The organism is Actinomycetota bacterium (assembly GCA_013152275.1).
GTDB lineage: Bacteria > Actinomycetota > Acidimicrobiia > Spongiisociales > UBA4744 > BMS3Bbin01.
On sequence record JAADGS010000072.1, the window covers coordinates 1,538 to 4,777 of the forward strand.

Annotated in this window: 2 protein-coding genes; both read left to right on the forward strand. The window is 57.7% G+C overall.

Annotated features, from left to right (window positions below):
- The first annotated feature begins 158 nt into the window (after positions 1–158).
- Entirely contained in the window at positions 159–653 is a 495-nt protein-coding gene (locus GXP34_11665) for a RidA family protein (protein NOY56628.1), read from the forward strand.
- A gap of 1,047 nt (positions 654–1,700) precedes the next feature.
- Complete coding sequence (locus GXP34_11670) at positions 1,701–3,122, forward strand: carbohydrate ABC transporter substrate-binding protein (protein NOY56629.1); 1,422 nt, start codon at positions 1,701–1,703, stop codon at positions 3,120–3,122.
- Positions 3,123–3,240 lie beyond the last annotated feature (118 nt).

Here is a 3,240-nt window from a genome sequence, read left to right on the forward strand (position 1 = left end):
GAAGAAACGGGTCGTGGCTTGGAGGGTTTCGGGACGCCGGTCGAGGTTGCGTAGATCGCATGCGAGATCGCGTGTCCGGTCACACGGATTGTTGCACGCATGCTCGCCCGACCAACCCTCGATAACCGGGCCGGGGTCGGTGCTAAGGTCCGCTGCCTATGGTTGATCACGACGCAGACCTACGGGTTGAAGAGTTGGGGCTGGTCCTTCCCGAGGCTCCCGATCCTGTCGCCTCGTATGTGACGTTGGTGCAGTTTGGGGACCTTGGGTACACCTCTGGCCACGGCCCCGTACGTCTGGATGGCTCTTCCGTAGTTGGCAAGGTCGGTCTGGATCTGACCGTAGCTGCTGCCCAAGATGCAGCCAGACTCACCGCGTTGAACATACTGTCAACGATACGCACGCGCCTAGGTTCCCTGAACCGTGTCACCCGGGTGATCAAGGTATTGGGTTTGGTGAATGCAACACCCGAGTTCACTGAACATCCTGCGGTTATCAACGGCTGCTCGGATCTTCTTGTGGCAGTGTTTGGCGACATCGGTCGACACGCCCGTTCCGCAGTCGGAGTTGGTTCACTACCGGGAAACATCCCCGTCGAGATCGAAGTGATACTAGGTATCCGCGAGTTGGAAGCCAGCTCTCGCCCCACGTAGGTCCGTCGAATGTTCGACATGTCTCGAGTCATCACAAGCTCCGCGGCCACTGCGCATCGACTCGTTTGGATGAGCAACGCTCTCGCCTTCTGAACTGACACCCACATCCATGGACGGATAGGTCGCCCGCTGTTCTACGGTGGTCCGACTGCGGCGTGGTCCGCTGTGGACGGTCTGGACCTCGGTGCGACTCGCTCCGTGACGCCTGAACTGCGGTGTGATGGTTGCCAAATTCGTCAGATGTCTTCACCGATACCCAGCGGAAAATCATTGGGGCGACGACGTGAGTCCGGTCGTCGCGCGAGAGTGTTCAAACCCGTATCGCCGGTCGACATCTTTGGCTGTCTTCCGCAGCCGCGAATGATCTGCAGATGGTCGAACCTGCCAAAGTCCATCGTTGGTTCGGTGAGCGCCTCGACAAGAGTATCCCGTCCGATGTCGGAGATGGGATTGGGTGAACTCACCGGATGGATCGCCGGAACGGATCAACTGTTGGTGGCCTCGGTTTCGTTGCCGATGATCGCGCTATAGGATGACAGAGCCCGGAAACACTCGGATGTGGATGCGAATCGGAAGTCCAATTGCAAAGCCCTGAATGCTCCGATGCGCTACCCCGTGGGTCAGCACCTGAGTCGTCCTGGTATGGAATGCTGCGTCGTCGCTCGAAGTGCGAGCGACCTCCTCGGCGTGAGACGCGACCCGCCCAACCATCTGGCACGCCTCCAGGTGCTTCGCCAACCCCATGGCGTATCGTCGTGTCGGCCCTGGTGCGATGTTGCAACGGTGGGTGATCGGCCCGACTATTTGTCATGTCTGCCTGACGACTTGTCCGGTCGGTGCCGGGGAGGTTTCGGTACCGTAGCCACCGTCGCGAACTCGACTGTATTCGGATACGGCTGAAGTATTAGGCACCAAGGGACGCGACTAATAGTCAGATCTTTCGAGAATTGGTCGTAGGTGGTTTCTGCTTGACACTACGAAGAGGAGGTCGTAAGCTCCTATCTGAACTGCTGTTCACAGACATGAACTACGGAGAGGGAGAACACCATGACGGACTCGAATGCTTCTCGAGGGATAGATCGACGTCGATTTCTCAGGATTGTTGGCGGTACCGGGATAGGTATCGCAGCAGGAGGAATTTTCGCCGCATGCGGTGGGACGTCCTCCCCGACCACGACCGCGGGGGTGACGTCAACAATCGCAGGGGCGACTTCAATCCCTGGGACGACTGCAATTCCGGTCGGGACCTATCCAGGTGTCGACCTTCTCAAGTTCCATGCATGGGATTTCCAACCGGACGTAATCGAGCAGCATCTGAAGAACTGGACCGCAAGGTCCGGTGTCGCCGTCGATCTCAGTGTGACGCCAAACGTCGGCTATTCCGCCGACTTGCAGACCAGGATGCGTGGTGGCGAAAAGCTAGATCTCTTCTATAACTTCGTTCCCCAGTCGCAGGACTATGTGGTGAACGGTTGGTCGCAGGACCTTTCAGATCTGCCCGATGTAGATCAGATGCTTGCGGAAATGTATCCCTCTTCACGCGAGAAGTACACCACGAAGAACGGGATGGTCATCAGTGTTCCGTACTTCAGCGCTGTTCATAGCGTGCAATACAACACGCGACACTTGGCTGATGCTGGCCTCTCCTTGCCGACGAGCTTTTCCGAGATATTTGATCAGTGCCAGACCCTGAAGGCCTCCGGAATCGCCTCCCCCTACACCGCGTTTTGGATCAAGCAGTTCACCGAGGAGTACTTCCTCACGTATCTCCTGGCCGAGGGCATCGTTCCCTATGGCGACAACGGTGAACCCGTGTTCGCGGACGATTCGAGGACTGCCGACGTTCTCGCGTGGTGGCAATCCATGTACCAGGAAGGCCTGACACCAGCGTCAATTCTGACGGATGATCCTGGCAAGAGTTCGCTCCTCATGTCTGAGGGGAAGGCAACGTTCTACACGATGCACAACTATTTCCTCAAGTTGATCCGCGATCTTGATGGGCCCGAAACTGCGAACATCGAGATGGCGCCAAAGATGCACGGCCCGACTGGCAAGACACTCCAAATCGGTGAGGTTGTCCAGATGGGAACCAAGACATCGGGTGACGCACGCAACGCCGCATGGGACCTCATGAAGGTCTACGGATGGAAGAATCCCCAGGGCGAATACGACGTCTTGAAATCGTGGGCCACGGCCGCGGGCCTGGGCGCCCCGTATCCCGGATTCTGGACTGATCCAAAGGTTATCGCGGCGTACCCCGATTACATGCCGATGGCTCTGATATCCGACATCTTCGAAAGTGGATCTGATGTCGTTGGTGCGAGGTCATTGCCGTGGTACGGCGACTTCCAGATTGATGTCGGTGACCGCATTCACAAGATGATCCTCAACCAGGTAACTCCGGAGGAAACCGTCGCTCTGCTCGCAGAAGACGCCGTTGCCCGTTCAGAGGGAAGAGGTGGGCTGTAGGCCGCAGGGGTAGGTACGCGAGAGCGACGTAGAAGGGAAGCAAACGTGCGTCGACTAATGCGCCGGAACCCCTCTTGTTCCACGATTCGCCATGGATCCCTGAGGCCACTCGTATGAA

Bases quoted from the DNA above. Each gene is read 5' to 3' on its own strand.
- GXP34_11665 (NOY56628.1), top strand. From the start codon at position 159: ATGGTTGATCACGACGCAGACCTACGGGTTGAAGAGTTGGGGCTGGTC.
- GXP34_11670 (NOY56629.1), top strand. From the start codon at position 1,701: ATGACGGACTCGAATGCTTCTCGAGGGATAGATCGACGTCGATTTCTC.